This is a genomic window from Shewanella psychropiezotolerans (assembly GCF_007197555.1).
Lineage (GTDB): Bacteria > Pseudomonadota > Gammaproteobacteria > Enterobacterales > Shewanellaceae > Shewanella > Shewanella psychropiezotolerans.
In genome coordinates this window covers 2380872-2398176 of sequence record NZ_CP041614.1, presented here as the reverse complement: position 1 = coordinate 2398176, position 17305 = coordinate 2380872, and the positions used below count along the sequence as shown (strand labels likewise).

Here is a 17305-nt window from a genome sequence, read left to right as displayed (position 1 = left end):
ACATGAACTTAAAAGTTATGCATCTAGTCTTCAACATACTTGTCCACAGATTCTGTGGATAACCAGTAAAAGTTATTCATTCAGATATGACTGAATAACGCTTCGCTGTCAAGAATTAAAATACTTAATAGGATTGATGCACTCATCAGCCTTGCCTTGCTGCAGCAGAATAGCGATACTGACTCAAACCTTATTCGAGCCATAAAAAATAATCTATATGAAAATTATCGCCCTACTTAGTCTCCTCTTTCTTGCCGGTTGCAGTCCTGATAGCGCACCGACCCGAACACCTGAACAGGTTTCTCTCGGCTTCTTTCACGCCATCTATGTGGAACGAGACGTCAACAAGGCCAAACAATTTGTCAATGAGCCCATGAAAGAGGTGCTCAGCCACTACTACATAGCTTCGGCGGTACAGAGGCACGTCCTCAACCTCTCCATGACAGAGGTCACCATGCAGATCGAAGAGATAGATATCGACTTCTTCAGAAAGTTCACCGACGACGTTACCGTTATCGTCAAGATGCAGGGACTAAAGGGGGGTGAGGCCTGGATAGACGATAGAACCATTCGACTGCACAAAATTGGCTCGCGTTGGGAGATTACCGAAGTATTACTCGAGAAAGGTAATCTTAACTAGAAAGTAGAACGGAAAAAACAGGCAAAAAAATAGCAAGCTAAGCTTGCTATTTTTATTCCAGCATAAGCTAGATTAACTCTCGAATTGAGGATTGTTCCCTAATCCAAAAACGCATCTTCATCCTTCTCAACAGGTAAAGACTCCATCACTTCGTCTTGTACTTGGTAGTATGCGCTTTCGTATTCTTGAACTTCCATAACAACTCCGAATCCAGTTTGTAAGGTCTGAGGCATGTCATTACTTTGATGACATTTTGCCATGATAGGAAGTGGCAGATGTTCTACTTACTTCTTGAACTAATTATATCAGGCATCCTGCCGCAATTACATAAAACTTTCAGTTTAGTTTCACTCGAAAGCTTAATCTATCGTCAAATTCGTTAAAAATAGCCTTAAACCGTTATAAAAGATGAAAGACTTTCACATTTTTATACGCTTGAGGCCTAAGTGTGATTTTTTTGCTGCAAAAAAATCTAGGCTTCGGCCCTCAAACTGCTATCAATTAAGGATAGCTATTAATATTTGTGGGAACGTCATTGAGTTTTTGGAGGACGGAATAATGAATGCGCTTGTTGAATTTGAAGCAGGAAGACTGGTTGACCTGTTTGGTCAAGGTGACACACTCAATATATTCATGTTTATGGACATGATGAACATGCCAATTGATGTACAGGACAGACTCTTCTCTGAGATATCAGCCTTAAAATATATAGATAAAGCAAAAGTCGAGCATATTATCGAGTCCCATGGTCAATCGACGATCCATGAAAGACTGAATTATTGATTCTTTAGCTTGAGTAGTTATCCTGCGGACATCTCTTAATCTATTAGCAAAATTAAATACCAGTCCTACATTCTAACTGGTATTTTGTCCTTGTATCTATAATTGAAACTTAGGTGTTTTTACGCCTATATTTAAGTACCTTGAGCGCTTTGTCTTTGCTGATATCCACGAAAACACTTGGATTAGCCAGCTGCTCAACAAATTCTAGTATTGGGCTAAACTCTTCCACTTGCTTCATCAAAAAATCGATACTCAACTCAGGCGCATTTAAGCACAAGAGTACCTCACCATCGGGCGTCAATAATTCAGGCAGACGTTTCAGCAGCCTGGAATAATCTTTTGTCGCCACGAAACTGCCTTTCTGGTTACTTGGCGGATCGGCGATAATCATCTCATAGGGACCAAGTTTGGTTAACTTACCCCAAGACTTGAAGATATCATGGCCGAAAAAACGTGCGCCAGCAGTGAACCCATTGAGTAGATGATTCTGTTTACCTATCGACAATGCCCCCTTGCTCATATCGATATTAACAACACTGTCACAGCCACCTTGCAGTGCTGCCACTGAAAATGCACAAGTATATGAAAATAAATTGAGTACCTTTTTACCTTGGGCATGTTCCCTCACCCATTGACGGCCGTTTTTCATATCGAGAAACAGGCCATGATTCTGCCCTTTCAGCAGATGAACATGGTATTGGGCACTGTTCTCAAGGACAGTGTGCTTATCCGGGACACTTCCCTCGATTAAATCGGTTTGAGTACGTCCGCCGCTGCGATACTGATAAACAAGGTTTATCAGTTCGCTGCCTTTAAGGACGTGCCACCTTTGTTTTATCAATTCTACCGACTTATCTAAGGTATCAGGCTCCAGAGGCTTAAAACTGGTTAACAGGAGTACTGGCGGGTACCAATCCAAACAGATATGCTCAGCTCCTGGATATAAGCCACCACGACCATGAAAAAGGCGATTAACCTCCTCCCCCAGAGTCATTTTATTCAACTCATCAAAAAATAACTGCATTTCTCTCACTTGTAGAAATTTATTTCTCTATAAAAACAACAAAACCACGTATCAGTGGCTTTGTTAATATTCGAATCTCGCCGACAAAACTTAAACGTTCTGAGACATATCCTCTTTATCATTATCATCCGGCTTAACATCATCAACATCATCGGCCAGCAATATCGCTAACCAGCTCCCTCCCTGACTCGATTCGAGGGCGATTTTGACAATCATGGTTAAGGGTACCGATAATAACATGCCTACTGAGCCTAATAACCAGCCCCAGAAGATTAATGATAGGAAAACAACCAAGGTAGAAAGACCTAAACCTTTACCCATATATCTAGGCTCAACTACGTTACCCATGACCATATTCGTGCCGAAATAAAGCAGAGCCGTTGCCCCTGCTGCTGCTGGGCCGAGTTGAATAAATGCCAATAGCACAGAAGGAATAGCGGCGATAATTGAACCTATATTGGGAATGTAATTAAACAGGAAGGCGATGACCCCCCATAAAAGCGCATAATCCACCCCGATAATTGCCAGGCCGAACCCAACAATCACACCAGTCGCCAGACTCACTAGCGTCTTAATCACCATATACTGATTAACCGAATGCAAAAACTTATCTATCTGCTGCATTCTCATCTCAGGATCATCCAGAGCAAAATGTAGCTTCCTAGGCAAGGTCTGAGACTCAAACAGCATAAACACCACGGTAAGAATGATTAAAAACAGATTAGCCATCACACCACCCACGCCAGTTAACATGTTAGTGGTCATGGATAAGGCGATACCGGGATCGAAATAGTCCAAGATCTGCTCTTTGGTGATGATGATATTGAGTCTCTGCAGCTTTTGAACAATCCAACCAAATTGCTCCACCAGCTGATCACGATAGTGTGGTAACTGATTAGAAAACTCATTGATTGAACTGCCGACAATTTGCGCTAACCACAACCCCAGCATGACAATAAACACCATCAAGAGGAGAACAGCCAAAGATCTTGGCACTTTAAACCGTGTCATTCCGCCAATAACCGGATTACAGATCACGGCAATGAATGCCGAAAGCACAAATGGCACCACAATCGGGCTTGCCGCCTTAATTCCGGCTAAGATCACGACAATAAATGCCATGATCGCGAAACCTTTATACGCAACAGATTGGGTATCAACTCTTGGCATATGAATATAATCCTTCATGATTAACTAATAGATTGATAGGCTTAATAACTAATAGCTCGTAATAAAAATAACTTCAGCATGGAGCAATGACTAGTATGAGACCAGAAATCGCCATCATCCGCATCAAAAATCTACGTCTTAGGACATTTATCGGCATCAAGGATGACGAAATTCAAAACAAACAAGATATTTTAATCAATACTGAAATTCATTATTGTGCTAATAAAGCACGTAACAGTGACAATATGGATGATGCGCTGAATTATCGCACAATCACCAAAAAAATCATCGAATTAGTTGAACACAATCGATTTAATTTATTAGAAAACCTTACCGGTCAGGTGCTCAACATCGCCAGCGACCACGCTTGGGTCGAGTTTGCAAGTGTCGAAATAGATAAGCCTCATGCACTTCGTTTCGCAGATTCTGTGTCTCTCTCGCTTTGCTACAGTAAAAATAACAAGATGTAAGTGTCAGTAATCACGAGCTATACCGATTAATGATTTGGACCAGTTTACCCCGTATTGATAGTCAAGAACCTGACATCTCAGGTTCTTGACTTCAGCCGCTACATTCACTCACATCAGAGTTTACACAGGTTACCCTGTCCCAAAGTGAACCAAGCCCGCCCGAGTTAAATACAGACCTTAGCCAATAATGATAGACAAGTAATTCAATTTCAGTCCGTTTACATGTCGAAAACATCATAAATATAAAGGCTTTGTGCGACAACACACATCTCTCTGCTACAATTGAATCTATGACTAATCTCACCTTTAGAAAAGCTGAACCATGAAAATATTGCTCACAGGTGCGACAGGATTCATTGGCCACCAGCTTGTCAGAGTCTTGAGTCATGAAAATAAACTGACTATTTTAACCCGCTCTCCCGCCTCGGCTCACCACCAGCTAGGTGCAGAACATCAATACTTGGGAAACTTGACCTCACTATCAGATTTTAATGAGTTTGACGCCGTGATTAATCTTGCCGGTGAGCCGATTGTCAATAAACGTTGGTCAGAAAAACAGAAACAATTGATTTGTCAGAGTCGCTGGGACATGACTTCACGTATTGCTGAGTTAATTAAAGCCAGTGATAGTCCACCTCAGGTATTGATAAGTGCATCTGCAGTAGGTATCTATGGCCAGCAAGGTGCTCAGCCCATCGATGAGACCTATGTGTTAACCTCACTCGATGAAAGAACAACCAATGACTTCCCCTTAAGAGTTTGCTCTCACTGGGAGGAGCTTGCGCTATCCGCTCAGTCAGACAACACCAGAGTCTGCATAATTCGTACTGGACTGGTATTAGGTTTATCCGGCGGTGCACTGGCCAAAATGCTGTTACCGTTTAAATTAGGTTTAGGGGGACCCATAGGGACGGGTCAGCAAGGGATGAGTTGGATCCATCAAGACGACCACATTAATTTAATCATGTTTTTACTCAAGCAGACAAAATGTCAGGGGATCTTTAATGCCACCGCCCCCACTCCCGTGAGTAATTACAAGTTTTCTAAACTGCTAGGACAAGCACTCTCTCGTCCGGCATTAATGCCAATGCCCACCATTATTTTAAAGCTGCTGTTGGGAGAGATGTCAGAGTTGTTAACCCAAGGTCAATACGTACTTCCCGCCAGAGCTGAGGAAGCGGGCTTTAAATTTACCTATCCTGAGTTAGAGCAGGCATTTTCTTCACTGATAGAGAATGCCAAGTAATACCTATTCCTAAAAGGCTATTGCCAACTCAGATCTTGGGCCCTGGCCTCTATGGCCCATAAGATATCGTACAAGCCGCTGGTGTTGACAGTATTGGCAAACCAAGCTGGAATACTGCCCGCAGGGTCGGTATACAGCCAATACGTCGCCTGGGTACGTCCATCTTCTCGAGCAGTGAGAGACCAGCTGCCATCACAAACGACTAAACGTACTATTCCCTTTATGGGTTTAGGTCCGTACTGGTTCCTCTGGGTCCAATAACGATAATATCGCCCCTTCTCTGTGTCCACTTCATTAACTACCAGTAAGGTATAGTCTCTTTGACTCACCAGGGGCGGATTAACTCTATGGTAGACATAAGCTCTATTCACTCCCTCTTGTTTGACGACCTTGATCTCATCCATATAAGGCAAGAACTTGGTGTAATGCTCAACTTGGGTCAGCGTTCGCCATACCTGTTCGATAGGCGCATCGATTATCGCCTCCAGCTTCAACTCTTTGATCGAGGTGCCTGGCACTTCTCGAGTCCAAACGACTGCTTGACCTCTTGCAGACGCTTGTTGCCAATGCTCAACGGGGGCGGTTTGCACTCTTTGCACTTCGGCATGCATCTCACAAGAGAAAAAAATACCAGAAATACATAATAAGAACCCCAGCTTCAGAAAGACCATACCATGACTTTTAAACTCACAATTAGATGTCATTACTGTGAGTATAGATCTAGCTTCTCAATTGCAGAAACCCACTGAGTAATAGCAAGCCTATAAACGGTTAAAATAAGCAATCTAGGGGCCCGTAAATCGAAATGAAAAAGGCGAAACCTTGCGGCTTCGCCTTCATCAAAGCGTGAACGCTAGCCCGCTTTAAGCAAGTCGCTGCAAGACTTTTGTAGCAACTGTCGGCAACGCCACACACCCAAAAGTGCGACAGTGACAGCACCACACAAGGGTGCCAGCCCCCACCAAGGCCAGTGCATATAGACATTCAATTCGAACACCTGAGTCTTGAGCAGATAGAGAATAAACTCGGCAACTATCACCGCCAGTAATCCGGCTATGGTGCCCAGCAAGGCGAATTCGAGTCCGGTTGCCATCCTCAATAACCAGCCCGATGCGCCGAAGGTTCGTAACACCGCCAGCTCTCTTTGTCTGCTCGCCATGCCCGCCTCGGTTTGCGCTATCATTACCAGGCTACTGGCCAACACCACCAGCACTAACACCAAGGTGAGGGACAGGGAAACCTGATCGATTATCTGTCGCAACTGCTTGATCATGGTGCCCACATCTATGATGGATACCGTAGGAAATTGCTTGATGATATCCAGAATGACCTGAGACTTATTATCCTCGAGATAGAAGCTTGCCATCGAAGTATAGGAAAACGCCCCCAGTGACTCCTTAGTGAAAATCATGAAGAAATTAGGCTGCATGGTCTCCCAATGCACGGCGCGAATACTGCCAACCTTAACGACTAAGGTCTGGTTATCTATGATATAGGTCAGACTATCGCCTATCTTAAGATCCAAGCGCTCCGCAATACCCGACTCAACCGACACCTCGTCTGAGTTAACATTAAATTCCCCTGTCAGTATTTCATTATTTGGCGGCACACTGTCTCGCCAGGTGAGGTTGAGCTCACGTGAAATCCCTTGCCTGCCCTCGCCCCCTGCCTCTACCTGCTCAGATGTGAGGAACTTCTCGCCATTCACCGCCGTTAAGCGACCTCTGACCACAGGATAAATATCTGTGGTTTTAACCGTATTGGCAGCCAGATAGCGCTCTAAAGGGCTAACCTCATCGGGAGCTATGTTGACTAAGAAATAATTTGGCGCATTTTCGGGCAGCTGCTTCTGCCATTCATTAAGTAAGTCTTGCCTCAAGGCGAAAATGGTCAACAATAATACCAGTGCACTACTGAAACCCACGAGCTGTATGGCATTTTGTTTCGCCCTACGTCTCAGACCCGCTAGGGCTAACTGTAATGGGTTAGTGGTTTTCATGCCCACACTATGACCCATACGGATCATGAAAAAACCTAACACGCTCAATAGTAAGCCCAGCAAGAGCACACCGGCGACAACCGTCAGGGTCAATACCAGACTGCCGGAATACAGATACCCCAACAGCGCCATGGCAGTCAGACTCAATAGCAGATGAAGCCACATCCCCAGTTGCAATCCCTCTAACTGACGCTGCAAAACCCGCAGAGGCGGAATAGATAATAACCTCATCAAGGGGTAGGCCGAGAACATAAAGGCGCTGATAAATCCGGTGGCGAGCCCCAGTAATATAGGTCTGGATAAAGGCGGAGAATAGGCGGCGATTTCAGGCGGTAACAAGAAGGTGATTGCCATATCTAAAACAAAACCACCGAGCAAACCAAGCACAACCCCGAGCAAGGTCACTAACAGCAAGTGCATGCCAAACAAGGTCCGGATCTGTTTACCCGAAGCGCCGAAAGTCTTAAGCATGGCGACGACATCATAATGACGTTGGCAATACCTCTGTGCGGCGATGCCGATAGCCGCACAGGCCAGCGCAATACCCAGTAGACTGGCGAGTAAGAGGAAACGTTCCGCCCGTTTAACCGCATCGGCGATGGGTGAGTCACCCGTTTGCACATCTATCCAACGCTGACTGTTATTGAGCAGCGGTTTAACATAGGCTTCGAACCGTTTCAGTTGAGTCTCATTACCGGTAAATTGCGCCAGATAGGTCACTCGACTGCCAGGCTGGATCACACCGGTTCCGGCCACATCCGTCATACGCATCAAGACCACGGGCGAGGAAGCAAATGGGTTAAATCCGGCGTCGGGTAAGCGTGCTATCTCCTCACTCAAGGTAAACTGAGCCTTACCTAGCTCTAAGGATTTGGGGTAACCCAATAAGCCCCCAAACGGGTTTCAAACCAAATCTCTCCCAAGCCAGGTAAGGAAACACGGCTATCCGAGTTAAGCTCTATCTTGCCCTTAAGAGGATATCCCTGCTCCACGGCACGGACCGTGACTAATTGAAATTTATCATCCGCAAATACCATAGAGTTAAACTGTAAGCTGGAGACTCGCTCCAATCCTATCTCATCGGCTTTGGCGAGAATTGACTCATCGAGTTTAGTCGGTGAGTTGATGATTCTATCGGCAGCTATAAATTTGGATGCTTGGCCATTGATGGCTAACTGTAATCGCTCACTGACTCGTGCTAATCCTGTCACAGATAACACAGCCAGAGTGATAGCCAAAACGATGAGCACTAGTTGCCCTTGTAAGAGTTCACGTTTAAACAAACGCCACGCCAGACTCATCTCCATTAACTCGCCTCCGCCTTAGCTAGCTGACTATCTGTTATGACAACCTTAGGCTTAGTGGCATCTGACATATTATTTCTAGCCTCACTCAGTTCACCCGAGTCCATCAGCAACTGACGCTCACATCGTTTAGCCAACACCAGATCGTGAGTCACTAACACGAGTGTCGTCTCGCTCTCGCGATTGAGCTCAAACAACATGTCCGCCACCTTCTTACTATTGGCTGCATCCAGGTTTCCCGTGGGCTCATCGGCAAATAACACCTTGGGCTCACAAATAAATGCTCTGGCGATGGCGACGCGTTGCTGCTCACCACCAGAGAGCTGATTGGGGAAATGATTCAGCCTATGACTTAAGCCTACTCTGTCCAACATGGCCTTAGCCTTCTCTTTGGCCTGAGATATTCCAGCCAATTCGGCGGGCAACATGACATTTTCCAACGCATTGAGTGTATCGACCAACATGAATGATTGAAAAATAAAGCTGACTTTCTGCTTTCGCATTGCCGCCTTCTTCTCTTCATCTAAATGCTGTATGGCAATACCGTCTAAGATGATCTCACCGGAACTCGGAGAGTCCAACGCCGCGAGTAAGCCGAGCAGGGTCGACTTCCCAGACCCTGATGGCCCAAGAATAGCGATACTTTCTCCATGCTTGACATCCATATTGATGCCGTTGAGGATAGTAAGCTCTCCCTCTTGGGTAGCCACTGACTTAACGAGATTCTTAACTGTGATAGCACTGATATCTGACATAAAACCCTTCTATTCCATCTTACTTAGACGTTTCCTGACTCTGCTAACCTTAACCTGCCTGTTCGTTAGCACTCAAGTATTAGCCGCCCCTATATTAATCCTAGGAGATAGCTTAAGTGCAAGCTATGGTATCGATGAAGATAAAGGTTGGGTCAATTTGTTAAGAGCTCAACTACCGAAACATGAGATAATAAACGGCTCAGTGAGTGGTGAAACCACGGCAGGGGATTACGTAGACTCCCCGCCCTGCTTGAATCTGGTAAACCTAAGCTCGTCTTGATTGAATTGGGAGGCAATGACGGATTACGCGGATTTACTCCCCAACAACTGAAAGAAAATCTTACAAAAATAATCATCTTATCCAAACAGACTCATGCAAAAGTGCTCTTGAGTGAGGTCATGGTACCGCCAAACTATGGCCCCAGATATGCGCAGATGTTTGCCGATGTCTATAGCCAGTTGGCAGAGGAGCATGAAATAACCCTTATGCCCTTCTTCATGAAAGATATCGCCATCTATCCCAAATTGATGCAAAGAGACGGAATTCACCCCAATGCTCAGGCACAGATGCAGATTGCCGACTTCGTACAGCCTTGGGTGACACAAATTTTAGAGTGAGTCCACCACAGGCATCGAATTGACTATCCCATTCTCAAGCGCAGTTTTAAACTTTTAGCTATTTAACACTAAAACTGTGTTCCACCTCCCGAAAAAATAATAAACTCGGCAGAAAATTGCCGCTTAATAGCCTTTTATATAAAATAAGCAAATATTTAGAATTAGTTTATTCAGGGAGCTGGCTTATGAAGAGCCCATTCAATACCATCACGTTCTGTATCAGTGCAGCGGGCCTATGCCTACCGTTAATTTTCAGCACTAGTGCACTTGCCACCAGTTCCTTAAAGCCTCAAATGGTGCAGCTAAATCCAGGGGATTTATCTCCACCTGTCGATGCAGATTTTGATTGGATACAGTTAAGCTCTAATGAACTCCTTAAAGGTGAAGTTAAAAACCTTTATGATGACAAATTAGAGTTTGAGAGTGATGAACTCAATACTTTATACATTGACTGGGATGATATTAAGGTTCTTCAGAGCCACAGTGTCGTCAGTGTTGGCTTTACCGACCTTACGACGCGTACTGGTAAATTGCTCATTAAAGAGGGCAAGACTTTTATTGATGACGTTGAATTTGACCGCACTCAAATCATGACGATTATCGCTGGTGAGCAAACAGAAGCGAACTACTGGTCGAGCAAAATATCCCTAGGTGCAAATCTACGTTCAGGGAATACAGATCAAGTCGATTATAGCGCCATAGCTAATGCACTCCGTCGCACCACAGAGTCTAGATACAACCTTGATTATATAGGTAACTACTCGAAAACAGATGGTGATAACACCATCAATAATCACCGTATTAACACCAATTTTGACTGGTACTTATCGAAGCAGTTCTATTTACGTCCTATCTTCGCTGAAATCTATATTGACCCTTTTCTTAACTATGAATATAAGGCTACGGTCGGTTTCGGTATCGGTTACGACATTATCGACTCATCCAAAACGAACTGGAGCGTGAGTGGCGGTCCTGCATACACTTATACTAAGTTTGATGATGTTTTAGAGGGTCAAAGTGAGAGTGAAACCAGTGCAGCTCTAGTGATTGAAACCGTTTTTGATACAGAGATCACCGCTGATATTGACTTCAATACACTCTACCGAGTTAACTATGGTAGTGATGCATCTGGCGGGTATACTCACCATGCATTAGCCGGCTTCTCTATCGAACTGACCGACATGTTTGATTTAGATCTTTCTTTAGTCTGGGATCACATTAACCAGCCACAGCAAAATGCCGATATGAGCTTCCCTAAACAAAATGACTATCAGTTCATTATCGGTTTCGGTATCGATATTTAATACCCATATGGGATAATCACTCACTATCCAGGCCGCATTGCGGCCTTTTTTATGCCAAGCAGTTATCACAGAGTCACAGATTAGACTTTTTAGTCTTGTGAACAGGCATACAGCGTGGGGATCTTGCTAAACATACGCCCCTTAACTATCTTCAAATGAGTCCATATTTCAATTCGTTTTACCTTATCAAAAAAAGGACTTTTTGATGAAAAATCAAGATAAAACACTAAATATATTGCCAATTTAAGATAATCGCACCATGATCGCGGTGATTGCAATCTATCATCAGGAGTAACGATGCCCTTTGCCGAGTGGGTGAAGATGAGTTCGCTATCTACCTTGACTTTATAGAGAATGCATCTGATGCTGCAATTGTTGCCGAAAAAATAATTAGACCCAGCACTATACCTGTAAAGATTGATAACCACGAAATCTATCTTTATTGCAGTATTGGTATCTGCTACCACAGTCAATTCACCGGAAACAGTGAAACTTTAATCAGCAATGCCCAAACCGCCATGCTATCGGTCAAAAAAAATGGTAAAAACAGCTTTATCTATTTCTCCCATGAGATGACAGCCAAAGCTCAGAAGCGATTATATCTAGAGCAGGAGATCAGGCTAGCCCTAGCTAATGATGATTTTCATATGGTCTATCAACCCAAAGTAGATGTAAAAACCCAGAGAGTCACAGGTGCAGAAGCGCTGATCAGGTGGCACCATCCTAAAAATGAGTTTATTCCGGTTGCCGAACAGAGCGATCTGATCCTAAAGCTCGATAGCTATATACTAGACAAGGTCATTAATCAGATCAGCCAATGGCAAGAGGAGGGTCTTGAAGTCCCGGTGATCTCAGTCAACATCCCAAGCCGAGAATTTCAGCGAGGCGATCTGGTTTCCTGTGTTCAAGGTACCCTAAGAAAATATCAGGTGGTTGGCAATAAACTCGAAATAGAGATAACTGAACGCTTGTTAATGGAGCGCTGTGAAGAAAATATTAAGATACTCAATCACCTCAAAGATCTCGATATTCATATCTCAGTCGATAATTTTGGTACTGGCTATTCATCCCTAAGCTATTTAGTGCAATTTCCCTGTGACGTGCTAAAAATCGACAAGTCGTTTATCGACCAACTGCCTCAGAGCAAGGACACCTGTAAAATTGTCGAAGCTATCATCATGCAGGCCCATAAACTAGGAAAGCGAGTGGTAGCTGAGGGCGTAGAAACAGAGGTGCAATATCAATATTTATCTTCACTTGGCTGTGACCAGATTCAGGGTTATTATTTTGATAAACCTCTTAATATAAAAGATTTTTCAATTAAACTTGATAAAATTAATTTTAAGGATTTTGCTAACATCTCTCAGATTAAAGCCTGTTAAACCTGGTTTTATCGACTAGATAGGTCACTACCTTTTCCCCCAGAGATACAACGATCTAAATAATGCTCATCTATGTTTTTATACGGGTTTACCTTGATAGAAGGCACTAGTTACAAATATATACAGGCTAGCGTGAAAACAATAAATTTAATCTAATCCAACTCCTGCGTTTAGTTTCGTCATGCTTCACCCTGTTTTATATGGATAAAATATTAAACGCCTGTTTGACACTCCCACAACAAACTTTGACGATAAAATGTTAACAACTTGTTGGCCGGATTTCACATTGCATATATGGTACGTCAGTGCAATCTAAGGAAGGAATAATAAAAATAAGCAGGAGACGCTATGTTCAACAAGAAACCATCTTGGTTAATCCCAACTTTAGTGGCCAGTGCCGTCGCGCTAAGTATCGCTGGTTGTTCATCGGATGATGACGACCCAGTTGTTGAAGAAGATAAAGGCACTGTCGTGCCGAGCCCAGATCCATCCCCCAGCTTTCCACAAGGCGCAATCATGATTGAGGATGGTGAAAACCTCACCATCCGTATTCAGGAAGCTCTGATCAATGCGCAAACCAACGATGTGATTGTACTGCCTAAAGGTAATTTCAAGATTGCATCTACTTTGCTGTTCGATGGCGATGTGGACGGCGATGGTACCTATGCTAAGAACATCACTATCATGGGATACGGTATGAATGAAACCGTTCTAGACTTCTCCGAGTCTGTTTCCGGTGATGGTATCTTCGTACAGAACGCCGTCAATATTATCATTCAGGATATGTCGGTCAACGAAGCCAAGAACAATGGTATCAAGCTTAAAAACACTAATGGCATAATCTTACGCCGACTCGCTACCGTGTGGGAAGGCGAGTTAGATGAAGGCAACGGAGCCTACGGCCTCTATCCTGTCGAATGTGAAAACATCCTCATCGAAGATAGCTATGTACGAGGCAGCGCCGATGCAGGTATCTATGTAGGTCAGTCTCAATACATAGTGGTTCGAAACAATATCGCCAAAGAAAACGTGGCAGGTATCGAAATTGAAAACTCAAAATATGCCGATGTATACGGCAACGAAGCCATGGGCAATACCGGCGGTATTTTAGTCTTCGACTTACCGATCAACAACCATAGATACGGTTCTAGTGTCCGAATTTTCAATAACAAGATCTATGATAACAACACCAAGAACTTTGCCAATGCCTCTGCAAACCCAGCTGGTGTCCATATCGTTCCACCCGGAACCGGTATGATCATCCTGTCTACTGATAATGTCGAGATCTTCAACAACGAAATAACTAACCACGATACCATGGCTGTCACCATTACCAGCTTCTTTATCGCCGAACCCGATATGGGCGCTTTTGTGGCGAGTTACGGCCAGGAAAACCAACCCATCGAAGATGGCTGGAGACCGACTCCAAGAAACATCTACCTTCATGATAATGTGATCACTGGTTACGGTAAAAAACCCAACGGTTACCTTATCGACGATATTATCAAGGCTTACCTGTTCACCCATGGTCAATTCCCAGGCGTACTCTATGATGGCTTGGGCGAGATGTTATCTAATAATGGCACTGCGGCTTATTTAGGCCTACAAGAGACGCCATTTGCCGCAGACGGCAGTGATAATGTCTGTGCCAGTAATAATGGTGATGTCTCCATAGGCCGCCTTTATGCCAATGACAACACAGACGCCAGTATTGCGGATGTCTTATTTGAGTCGACACAAACAGATCTACTAAAATGTGCTCAGGTCAGCTTGCCGGTTCATACGGTGACATTTGGTGATCAGATATTTGGTTGTGGTGTCGACGATAATGTCGCTGGCTGTGATGGTGGCATCCTAATCGGTGGCGGCGGCAGTATAGGTGAAGGTGAAGGCGGCCTAGTCGGTGACGGTGATCTGGCTCTGTGTGAAACTTCGGGATCTGAGGTTAACTGGGATGCCCTGCTCGGTGCCAATTGCCCCAAGCTATCAGATTACAACTTATTTGCCGATGCGAAAAATCCCTCTACTGGCGCCAACTCAGCTGGCATGCCCTACGATATGAACACACAACTGTTTACCGACTACTCGAGTAAATATCGTTTCGTATTTGTACCCGAAGGCAAAATAGCTAATTACTCGGCTCAGGAAAGCATGGACTTCCCTGTAGGGACAGTGATCAGTAAAACCTTCGCATTACCAGCTGATACGAGTCAACGTGGCATCGAAAATGAGGATATGGTCGAAACTCGTCTGCTTATTCGCCGTGAAACAGGCTGGACAGCCCTGCCCTACGTGTATAATTCGGAGCAATCTGATGCAGTACTCGCCAAGGCCGGAGCCATTCAAGGTAAGCAGATAGTCCATAATGGTGAAACCTTAGCGTTCGACTACGTCGTTCCCAGTATGAACAACTGTAAACAATGTCATCAGTTCAAGGTCGATGCCGACAGTCCTGCGGTCTTCGTACCCATAGGTCCTAAGGCGCGTCACCTGAATAAAGACTATGTCTATGCCGATGGCACCATGAACCAGTTACTCAAGTGGCAGTCTGCAGGCATACTCCAAGGTGCCCCCGATGTGGCGACTATCGATGCTGTGCCAGCTTATTCAGATGGCGATGAAACAGGCTTAGCGTCATTAACCGATGAGCAGCTGATGGACACGGCTAAGGGATATCTGGATGTGAACTGTGCCCATTGTCATCGTCCCGAAGGCAACGCATCCAACACAGGCCTCACACTGGAATATTGGAGACCTTATTCCGACGGTCACGGCACCTGTAAATCTCCCGTCGCCTATGGCGGTGGAGAGCTGGGTTACGATATCGTGCCAACAGCCCCGGAAAGCTCTATCCTACACTTCAGAATGGAGACTAATCTCCCCGGTGATCGCATGCCTGAGATTGGCCGAGGTCTTTCACACGGTGAAGGTGTTGCGCTTATCCATGAATGGATCAAAAGGCTACCTGTAGCGACTTGTTCACCATAACTGCTGAGCTTACCACTATAAGCTTATACCAATCGGTATAAAGGTGTGGTCACTCAGCGAGAGTTTAGCGCTTCAGAGGCAAGGCAACGAGTGAGGAACATAGTTATTCTACGTTTAAGCTCGTTAACGCCGTATCGGAAGTGCTAAAACTCGCCTTTCAGGAGTGTTTTGGCAGCCTACTTCTGTGTTGAATGAGTTCAAAAGGGATCACCATTCCCTCACTCATCCGCCTTGAATTACGCAGCCAAAAATAACTCTGAGTTGGCCACTTTCTTATACCGATTGGTAATACTCAAACAAGGCCGGCTAACCCCGGCCTTTTCTTTTAAAAAATCGGTATAACTCCAAATATTTCAAAGTTATAGGTGCAGCTATGAAAAACTCGAGCCTGCTTTTATTGATCATCACACTGATAACTGCCTGCGGCGGCTCAGACAGTGACTCAAATGCCCAACAAGACCCAGTAACAGATACACCTACAACGCCTACTCCCCCCTCGCCAATATCAGTGTGTGAGCTTGGCAGCAGTACCATCAATTGGGATGCCCTGTTAACTGAAAATTGCGATGACTTAGCTCAGTACGGACTCTTTATCGATCCGAGCACGCCAACATCGAGCCCGGTTTCCCCAGGGATCTTGTACCAATTATCGACCCAGTTATTTACCAACTACGCCAACAAGCACAGGTTTGTCTTCATTCCAGAGGGCGAACAGGCCAGCTTTCATCCCAGTGAAGCCTTCGACTTTCCCATAGGCACAGTATTGGCTAAGACCTTCTCCATGCCCTATGACACTCAAGTCATCGGCGCTGAAAATGAAGTATTGATCGAAACCCGATTGCTGATCCGAAGAGCAACTGGCTGGACCACCTTGCCCTATCTGTGGCAAGACGGCAAAGCGACTCTCATTCAAGCCGGAGCCGACATCCCTCATAGCTTAAACCACCAAGGCAAGACAGAAAGCTTCGACTACCATGTTCCCAGCCGTGCGGAATGTAAGTTATGCCACCAACTAAATCGTGACGGCAACAGTACTATCAGCCCAATAGGGCTCAAGGCCCACCTACTCAATCACGATATTAACTACCAAGGCCAAATCATAAATCAATTAACCCTGTGGCAGGAGCTCTCCATGCTCACAGGATTACCAAATACTGATGACATTGCCAGCGGGGCCGCAAAAGAGATAACTCATGCACCCAATCTGTTCGATACCGACGCCGACCTCACTCTTAGGGTTAAAGGCTACTTAGATATCAACTGCGCCCACTGTCACAGAGCCGAAGGCTTTGCCAGTATCTCAGGACTCAGATTAGGGTTTAATATCGACCACACCAGCTACCAATACGGCATATGCAAACAGCCACCAGGCTGGGATGGTGGCGCTAAAGGCTTATCCTACGATATTGTCCCGGGTGATGGTGAACACTCGATATTAGCCTACAGACAAGAGCTCAGTGAGCCTAAAGACAGGATGCCGCCCTTAGGCCGAAGTTTAACTCACACCGAAGCGGTAGCAATCATAAAAAACTGGATCGATACTCTGCCTCCATCCTTAGGCAACTGCCAATGGTAAGACTAAAGGCTGAATCCTAGGTACCAGGACCTAGGGTTTTTCATCG

General features: G+C 44.9%; 12 protein-coding genes and 2 pseudogenes. 9 read left to right on the top strand and 5 right to left on the bottom strand.

The features are described from left to right. The first annotated feature begins 217 nt into the window (after window positions 1-217). On the top strand, window positions 218-640 hold the full coding sequence (locus FM037_RS10715; protein ID WP_144045991.1) for a nuclear transport factor 2 family protein: 423 nt from the start codon (window positions 218-220) through the stop codon (window positions 638-640). Between the two features lie 558 nt (window positions 641-1198). After that, window positions 1199-1423 (top strand): hypothetical protein, encoded by a 225-nt coding sequence (locus FM037_RS10710; RefSeq protein ID WP_144045990.1) that lies wholly within the window; start codon window positions 1199-1201, stop codon window positions 1421-1423. A 109-nt stretch (window positions 1424-1532) separates the two neighbouring features. Here FM037_RS10710 and FM037_RS10705 read toward each other — a convergent pair whose 3' ends face one another. Both FM037_RS10705 and FM037_RS10700 read right to left on the bottom strand, forming a co-directional pair. After that, the gene (locus tag FM037_RS10705) at window positions 1533-2447 is read right to left on the bottom strand and encodes a class I SAM-dependent methyltransferase (RefSeq protein ID WP_144045989.1); all 915 of its coding nucleotides are present in this window, start codon (window positions 2445-2447) and stop codon (window positions 1533-1535) included. A gap of 90 nt (window positions 2448-2537) precedes the next feature. Then, a complete protein-coding gene (locus tag FM037_RS10700; protein ID WP_144045988.1) occupies window positions 2538-3617 on the bottom strand; it encodes an AI-2E family transporter in 1080 nt (359 codons plus the stop codon). A gap of 95 nt (window positions 3618-3712) precedes the next feature. On the opposite strand from FM037_RS10700, the gene folX reads away from it, so the two are divergent. Further along, window positions 3713-4087 carry a dihydroneopterin triphosphate 2'-epimerase gene (gene folX / locus FM037_RS10695; RefSeq protein ID WP_144045987.1) on the top strand — a complete coding sequence of 125 codons (375 nt, stop codon included), beginning with the start codon at window positions 3713-3715 and terminating at the stop codon, window positions 4085-4087. Window positions 4088-4409: 322 nt separating this feature from the next. Beyond that, window positions 4410-5333 (top strand): TIGR01777 family oxidoreductase, encoded by a 924-nt coding sequence (locus tag FM037_RS10690; RefSeq protein WP_144045986.1) that lies wholly within the window; start codon window positions 4410-4412, stop codon window positions 5331-5333. Window positions 5334-5350: 17 nt separating this feature from the next. Here FM037_RS10690 and FM037_RS10685 read toward each other — a convergent pair whose 3' ends face one another. The 3 genes and pseudogenes from FM037_RS10685 to FM037_RS10675 all read right to left on the bottom strand — a co-directional run bounded on the left by FM037_RS10685 (window position 5351) and on the right by FM037_RS10675 (window position 9391). Next, on the bottom strand, window positions 5351-6004 hold the full coding sequence (locus FM037_RS10685; protein WP_229381149.1) for an START domain-containing protein: 654 nt from the start codon (window positions 6002-6004) through the stop codon (window positions 5351-5353). Window positions 6005-6186: 182 nt separating this feature from the next. Beyond that, window positions 6187-8639, bottom strand: a pseudogene (locus FM037_RS10680) (ABC transporter permease). Further along, window positions 8639-9391, bottom strand: a complete 753-nt coding sequence (locus tag FM037_RS10675; RefSeq protein WP_144045985.1) for an ABC transporter ATP-binding protein — start codon at window positions 9389-9391, stop codon at window positions 8639-8641. Before FM037_RS10675 ends, FM037_RS10680 begins: the two are co-directional and overlap by 1 nt. A 34-nt stretch (window positions 9392-9425) precedes the next feature. On the opposite strand from FM037_RS10675, the pseudogene FM037_RS10670 reads away from it, so the two are divergent. From FM037_RS10670 to FM037_RS10645, 5 genes and pseudogenes are all read left to right on the top strand, one after another. Beyond that, a pseudogene (locus FM037_RS10670) lies at window positions 9426-10009 on the top strand (arylesterase). 185 nt (window positions 10010-10194) lie between these two features. Next, window positions 10195-11313 carry a DUF481 domain-containing protein gene (locus FM037_RS10665; protein WP_144045984.1) on the top strand — a complete coding sequence of 373 codons (1119 nt, stop codon included), beginning with the start codon at window positions 10195-10197 and terminating at the stop codon, window positions 11311-11313. A gap of 272 nt (window positions 11314-11585) precedes the next feature. Further along, on the top strand, window positions 11586-12695 hold the full coding sequence (locus tag FM037_RS10660) for a putative bifunctional diguanylate cyclase/phosphodiesterase (protein ID WP_144045983.1): 1110 nt from the start codon (window positions 11586-11588) through the stop codon (window positions 12693-12695). 348 nt (window positions 12696-13043) lie between these two features. Beyond that, window positions 13044-15683: a parallel beta-helix domain-containing protein gene (locus FM037_RS10655; protein ID WP_144045982.1), complete on the top strand. Its 2640-nt coding sequence runs from the start codon at window positions 13044-13046 to the stop codon at window positions 15681-15683. Between the two features lie 373 nt (window positions 15684-16056). Next, window positions 16057-17259 carry an SO2930 family diheme c-type cytochrome gene (locus FM037_RS10645; RefSeq protein WP_144045981.1) on the top strand — a complete coding sequence of 401 codons (1203 nt, stop codon included), beginning with the start codon at window positions 16057-16059 and terminating at the stop codon, window positions 17257-17259. The last annotated feature ends 46 nt before the right edge of the window (window positions 17260-17305 follow it).

What these genes read in the sequence shown, in the direction of transcription:
- FM037_RS10705 (WP_144045989.1), bottom strand. Translation starts at nt 2,447, where the DNA reads ATGCAGTTATTTTTTGATGAGTTGAATAAAATGACTCTGGGGGAGGAG.
- FM037_RS10685 (WP_229381149.1), bottom strand. Translation starts at nt 6,004, where the DNA reads ATGGTCTTTCTGAAGCTGGGGTTCTTATTATGTATTTCTGGTATTTTT.
- FM037_RS10700 (WP_144045988.1), bottom strand. Translation starts at nt 3,617, where the DNA reads ATGCCAAGAGTTGATACCCAATCTGTTGCGTATAAAGGTTTCGCGATC.
- FM037_RS10655 (WP_144045982.1), top strand. Translation starts at nt 13,044, where the DNA reads ATGTTCAACAAGAAACCATCTTGGTTAATCCCAACTTTAGTGGCCAGT.
- FM037_RS10710 (WP_144045990.1), top strand. Translation starts at nt 1,199, where the DNA reads ATGAATGCGCTTGTTGAATTTGAAGCAGGAAGACTGGTTGACCTGTTT.
- FM037_RS10715 (WP_144045991.1), top strand. Translation starts at nt 218, where the DNA reads ATGAAAATTATCGCCCTACTTAGTCTCCTCTTTCTTGCCGGTTGCAGT.
- folX (WP_144045987.1), top strand. Translation starts at nt 3,713, where the DNA reads ATGAGACCAGAAATCGCCATCATCCGCATCAAAAATCTACGTCTTAGG.
- FM037_RS10665 (WP_144045984.1), top strand. Translation starts at nt 10,195, where the DNA reads ATGAAGAGCCCATTCAATACCATCACGTTCTGTATCAGTGCAGCGGGC.
- FM037_RS10645 (WP_144045981.1), top strand. Translation starts at nt 16,057, where the DNA reads ATGAAAAACTCGAGCCTGCTTTTATTGATCATCACACTGATAACTGCC.
- FM037_RS10675 (WP_144045985.1), bottom strand. Translation starts at nt 9,391, where the DNA reads ATGTCAGATATCAGTGCTATCACAGTTAAGAATCTCGTTAAGTCAGTG.
- FM037_RS10690 (WP_144045986.1), top strand. Translation starts at nt 4,410, where the DNA reads ATGAAAATATTGCTCACAGGTGCGACAGGATTCATTGGCCACCAGCTT.